Source organism: Microcystis sp. LE19-10.1B, assembly GCF_027530565.1.
Classification (GTDB): Bacteria; Cyanobacteriota; Cyanobacteriia; order Cyanobacteriales; family Microcystaceae; genus Microcystis; species Microcystis aeruginosa.
The window spans coordinates 1-6,173 of the sequence record NZ_JAPZQM010000366.1 but is presented as its reverse complement, the minus strand read 5'-3'; the positions used below and the strand labels follow the sequence as shown (position 1 = coordinate 6,173).

Genomic DNA, 6,173 nt, shown 5'->3' with positions numbered 1-6,173 from the left:
CTGAAATGGGGCGAAAGTCTGTGGACTCTGTGTAAGACAGTACATGGTTTTTTAACTGTGGTATGCGACGGTGGTGGAAGCAGAAACTTAAATCGTGAGGTTTAGGAATCGCCGCACTTTTAGGGCGGCGAGGATGTCAATGTTTGGAGATACTGACAACGAATTATCCCATTTTTCAAAAGTAATGGCAGAGATGGTTAATTGCCCTCACCCCCTCCCCTCTAACGCTCTGGGACAGGGAAGGGGGTGAGGGAAACGAATAAAGAAAAATGGTATTACAGGCAGTTGTTGATATATTTGTAATAATTTAAGAGTCACTGATAATTGCTGATTGTCGATATTTCTGCAAATGTGAGATGCACCCTTTTTTAAGCTACAAGAAGACCCAGAGAATAGGGGGGCTAAAGTGTTGAAAGTATCGCCAATATTTAAAACTAAACTTTTTTCTGTCCGGTTATCCCATAAGAGTTAAGGATAAACACAAAGGCATAAAGAACACAAACAGAAAGACAGATTCGATTTACTTAGGGCTGGCTGAATAAATGTGAAATGTAGTCCTGTAGGGGCGAAGCATTCGGATAGAAAATCTACGGTTTCACCGATAGGTTATTGCCCGAATGCTTCGCCCCTACTTTTTGCCGCAGACCACTAGGTAGGGTTTGCTGAATAAATCTAAAAACCTTGTTGGATAAGACTTTTGGACTTTTTTCCCCTCAAAAAGTGCCAGCCATTGCAGGGATCGGGGGAAAATTCAGGTACTTTTTCCCTGAAAATTAGGTAGTTGACCACCTGAAAATCGGTAAAACCCCACACCCCACACCCCACACCCCACACCCCACACCCTGCCCCTAGGAAAAGCTTTTTGCCGCAGACCCTAGGTAGGGTTTGCGGCAAAAAGTTTGTTGGTGGGGTTAGGAGTCGGTGGTCAGTAGCCGGTCGTTTCAGGCTTTGTTGCCCTCTCTTTTTGTACTAACTTATGTACTGAAAGGAGGATAATGCCAGGTTTTTGGGGGTCCCAATCCGATTTTCGCAGCACTAACATCGGATTTTAACAGGTCAAAAGCCTTATTTTCAAAGGGTTTTACCATTATTCAGCCGACCCTAAATAAATATTTTTCTTTTCTGTCTCCCCTTTTCGATTAGACTGGTAATTGAGAATAATTAGCATTTATTTTAGCGATCGCAAGTCTTAGACAGTTTCAAAACCGTTGACTGAGGCTGACATTAGCGCAGTTATCACCCTTTGGCTACTGAAGTAAACTCGATGAGCTATCAAGGAATTATTGTCACTCTTGAATGAAAGACCTTCTTTGCCTTTGGAGATAAGAAAAGCATGGACGATAAAATTAGACTTAATGACCCAGAAGAACCGGAAAAATCGCCAAATAAAGCCCAATTTTCCCCTTGGGGCGGTACAGAGGCAGCCTCAGAACGTACTAACACCATGGGTACTGAGCTAACAGCCACCTATCCCCTCGCACAAGTGGAAATGGGAAAAACCGTCTGGTTAGTGGGATTTCAGGGGACAGGAGGAATCAATCGACTCCTAGGTATGGGATTAAACCCCGGCATTCAATTACAGGTAATTAGCTCCCAACCGAGGGGGTCAGTTTTAATTGGCATTCAAGACAATCGTATCGGTATCGGGGCAGAAATGGCCGAAAAAATCCTCGTTAGTGACAGTCAACCGAAAAAACTGGAACCCAAAAAAGACCTACCTGAAGTAAGAACATTTCTGCGGGAGATACCCATAGGAAAAGCGGGTAAAGTTGTCGGTTATGACCGAGCATTGCGCGGATACAAAGGAAAATTGTTATCAATGGGATTAACTCCGGGGACAGAGTTTACCGTCATTCGCGTCGCACCTTTGGGGGATCCCGTCGAGATTCGAGTGCGGGGATTTCATCTCAGTCTGCGAAAACAGGAGGCAGACACTTTAATCGTCGAACAAATAGACCCAGAAAGCTAAATTTAATCATCTAAGCCTATTCGTCACTCAATATCCTAATTATGGTCAAACCGATTATCGCCTTAATTGGCAATCCTAACTGTGGCAAAACTACCCTTTTTAATGCTCTCACGGGGGCCAATCAACGCACTGGCAACTGGCCAGGAGTAACAGTCGATCGCAAAGAGGGAAGATTTCAAGTTAACGGGGAAGATATCACCCTTGTGGATTTACCCGGAGTCTATTCCCTTGATGTGGAAGAAGGGGAGACAGGAATGGATGAATTAGTCGCTAGGGACTATCTGCTGTCAGGAGAAGCGGATTTAGTGATTAATATCGTCGATGCTGCCAATTTAGAGCGCAATCTCTACCTTACTACCCAAATCATGGAGATGCGTTTACCGATGTTGATTGCCCTGAATATGATGGATGTGGCCAAAACTAGGGGTATTGTGGTTAATCCGCAACTCTTAAGCGATCGCATGGATGCAATTGTCGTCCCGATTAGTGCGGTTAAAGGGGAGGGAATCGGAGAATTAAAGCAAAAAATTGGGGAATTAGTCGATGATATTAACCATACTGCCGCTTATGTGGCTTATCCTGCGGTAATTGAGGAAGCTCTTAACGAGATTGTTGCCTACATTAACGACCATAGCAGTAAAAGGATCGTTGAGCCAAGATGGACCGCTTTAAATCTACTGCAATACGAGGATCGCATCGCCCCAGAATTGCGCTCCCAGGAACTATTAAGCATTATCGTCAAGCATAGACGACAAATACACCAAGTTTTAGGGGAAGACCTTGATATTTTAATTGCTGATACTCGTTATGGCTTTATTCAACAAGTTACCCAGGGAGCCACTCAACGGACTGGACAGATAAATGATACCATGTCCGATCGCCTCGATCGGATTGTTCTCGATCGCTGGTTAGGAATTCCGATATTTTTGGGCGTAATGTACCTAATGTTCTTGTTTACCATCAATGTTAGTGCTGCCTTTATCGATTTCTTCGATTTAACTGCCCAGACTATCTTTGTCGATGGTTTGTCCCAAGTTTTACAAACAATCCCTACCCCGGGTTGGCTAATTGCTCTGCTCGCTGATGGAGCGGGGGGAGGTGTGCAAACCGTCGCCACTTTTATCCCCGTAATTGGCTTTATGTTCCTCTTTTTGTCAATTTTAGAGGATTCCGGCTATATGGCCCGGGCAGCCTTCGTCATGGACCGATTGATGCGTTTGGTGGGATTGCCGGGTAAATCCTTTGTTCCCATGCTAGTGGGATTTGGTTGCAGTGTACCGGCAATTATGGCCACCAGGACCCTAGAAAATTCCCGCGATCGTTTAATGACGATTATGATGAACCCTTTTATGTCCTGTGGGGCCAGATTACCTGTTTATGCCCTATTTGCGGCGGCTTTTTTCCCCATAGGTGGTCAAAACATCGTTTTTGGTCTTTATATCTTAGGAATTCTCGCCGCTATTTTGACGGGATTGGTGATGAAAAAAACCCTACTCAAGGGAGAAGTCAGTCACTTTATTATGGAATTGCCTCCCTATCATCTACCGCGTCTAAAAGGGGTTTTAATTCGCACTTGGGAACGTCTGCAAGCGTTTTTGTGGAAAGCTGGACGAGTTATCGTTTTAATGGTGATGATTTTGGGACTACTCAACTCCGTCAGTTTTGATGGTTCTTTTGGTAATCAAGACAGCGAGCGATCGGTTTTAAGTGCTACCAGTAAAGCTGTAACTCCTATTTTCTCACCCATGGGACTAGAACCGGAAAATTGGCCGGCAACAGTGGGCATTTTTACGGGAGTTTTTGCCAAAGAAGCAATGGTAGGCACATTAAACTCGATTTACAGCCAACTAGCAGGGGAAGATAACCCGAATAAGGGGGCAGCACAGGCAAAATTCGACTTTTGGGGGCAAATTCAGGAAGCTATCGCCACTATTCCCGCCAATTTAGCGGAATTACCCAATCAATTACTTGATCCCTTGGGTTTGAATATTGGTGATTTGCAAGATCAAAAAACGGCTGCCGAGAAGCAAGAAGTAGATTTAGGAATCTTTGGCGCAATGGTGAAAAGATTTGATGGTCAAGCGGGTGCTTTTGCCTATCTATTGTTTGTTCTGCTCTATTTTCCCTGTGTTTCGGCCACATCGGCAGTATATCGCGAAACTAATGCCGGTTGGACTGCTTTTATTGCCTTCTGGACCACAGGAATGGCCTATATTGTTGCCACTTCCTTCTATCAAATCGCCACTTTTTCTCGACATCCGGGATTTTCTCTCTTTTGGATAGTCTTGATGGGTTTAACCGTAGTCGGGGTTTTATTCACCTTAAAAAATCTCCGTCCCCGAAAAATCAACCGTCCGGCAATTTAAAAGTAGGGTGGGTTAGGCGACAAAAAGCTAGGCAACTAACAAATTATTTAGATTCGCCGTAACCCACCGCAATCAAGCAACTTTTCTCGATTTTTTTCGCTTATAAACCATGATTTTAATCGATATACAGGCTTATCTTGCCAAAAATCAGAAAGCATCTCTGTCTGACTTATCTACACACTTTCGGATGTCAGCGGATGCCTTAAGTCCCATGCTCGATCGCTTGCTGAAAAAAGGGCGAATTCGCCTGATTTCCCTAGAAAAATGCGGAGGATGCAGCCGTTGTTCTCCGGAATCTATGGCTTTTTACGAATGGATTGAGGGCAATTCCACAGGGACAAACAGATAAAAGTTTAATACTACAGAAGTGATCTAAGTAGGTAGGCGTTAAAAGTTGTCAGATCCCCCCGCCTATCGGCACCCCCCTTATCAAGGGGGGCAGGGGGGATCGAACCTAAAATCCATTTTTAATTTAATTATAACCAGCTACTTAACTATTAAGATAACTGCTGTATTACCAGTCGCTTTCAACGGGGATAGTTAATTTCTGGCGAGGAACCAAAGTCACTCAACCGCAGAACCTCAAGGTTGTATAATTTTTAAGAGTTATTAAGCTTTGTATCAGTTTGCTCGGCAGCATTTAATGAATATACTTTTGGTGACATCATCTTTAGGTTTACTCCTAGCGATCGCTATCGTCGTCTATTTTGTTTCCTCTCGCAAGTACCAATCGTCGGACTCGGTGGCCAATTCCTACGACCAATGGACCCAGGACGGGATTTTAGAATACTATTGGGGCGAACACATCCATTTAGGTCACTACGGTTCCCCACCAGAAAAAAAAGACTTTCTACAGGCAAAAGCTGACTTTGTGGCGGAAATGGTCTCTTGGGGAGGTTTGGATAAACTACCCACCGGTGCAACTCTCCTCGATGTCGGTTGTGGTATTGGTGGCAGCAGTCGCATTCTGGCCCGCGACTACGGATTTGCCGTTACCGGTGTCACCATTAGTCCCAAACAAGTGGCACGGGCCAAAGAACTAACACCCCCAGATGTAAATGCTCGCTTTTTGGTCGATGATGCCATGGCCCTTTCTTTTCCCGACGAGAGTTTTGATGTGGTCTGGTCAATTGAAGCCGGTCCCCATATGCCGGACAAAGCCGTTTTTGCTCAGGAATTACTGCGAGTTCTTAAGCCGGGGGGAGTCCTAGTGGTAGCGGACTGGAATCAGCGAGATGACCGTCAAAAACCGCTCAATTTCTGGGAAAGTCCTGTAATGCGCCAACTTTTGGATCAGTGGTCCCACCCCGCTTTTGCCAGTATCGAAGGTTTTGCCGAACAGTTAGCGGCCACGGGATTGGTGGATGGGGAAGTGATGACTGCTGACTGGACAACAGCCACTCTACCCTCTTGGATTGATACCATTTGGCAGGGGGTGATTCGTCCCCAAGGTTGGTGGCAATTTGGTCTGACTGGGTTGGTTAAATCCGTCCGAGAAGTGCCGACAATTCTGCTGATGCGTTTGGCCTTTGGCACGGGTTTATGTCGTTTTGGGATGTTCCGCGCTGTTCGCGCTCAATCCCATCTGCAAGCAAGTCAGCAAGAGTCTCTTACCTCAGTTATCTAGCTGGTTATAATTAGGGTCTGCTCAAAATGTTTGTTGGGGGGGGCCGGGTGTGGGGTGTGGGGTGTGGGGTGTAGGGTTTTACCGATTTTGAGGTAGTCAGTTACCTAATTTTCAGGGAAAAAGTACCTGAATTTTACCCCCGATCCCTCCAATGGTCGGCACTTTTTGAGGAAAAAAAAGTCTAAAAGCCTTATCCAACAAGGTTTTTAGA

The 6,173-nt window shown here is 45.1% G+C and carries 4 protein-coding genes; all 4 read left to right on the top strand.

Annotation, left to right across the window (positions count from 1 at the left end):
• Positions 1 to 1,333 precede the first annotated feature (1,333 nt).
• Positions 1,334 to 1,969 carry a FeoA family protein gene (locus O9332_RS13135; protein WP_288025924.1) on the top strand — a complete coding sequence of 212 codons (636 nt, stop codon included), beginning with the start codon at positions 1,334 to 1,336 and terminating at the stop codon, positions 1,967 to 1,969.
• Positions 1,970 to 2,010: 41 nt separating this feature from the next.
• A complete protein-coding gene (gene feoB / locus O9332_RS13130) occupies positions 2,011 to 4,335 on the top strand; it encodes a Fe(2+) transporter permease subunit FeoB (RefSeq protein ID WP_288025922.1) in 2,325 nt (774 codons plus the stop codon).
• A gap of 109 nt (positions 4,336 to 4,444) precedes the next feature.
• Positions 4,445 to 4,684 carry a FeoC-like transcriptional regulator gene (locus O9332_RS13125; RefSeq protein ID WP_002760210.1) on the top strand — a complete coding sequence of 80 codons (240 nt, stop codon included), beginning with the start codon at positions 4,445 to 4,447 and terminating at the stop codon, positions 4,682 to 4,684.
• Positions 4,685 to 4,978: 294 nt separating this feature from the next.
• Positions 4,979 to 5,962, top strand: a complete 984-nt coding sequence (locus O9332_RS13120; RefSeq protein WP_288025926.1) for a methyltransferase domain-containing protein — start codon at positions 4,979 to 4,981, stop codon at positions 5,960 to 5,962.
• Positions 5,963 to 6,173 lie beyond the last annotated feature (211 nt).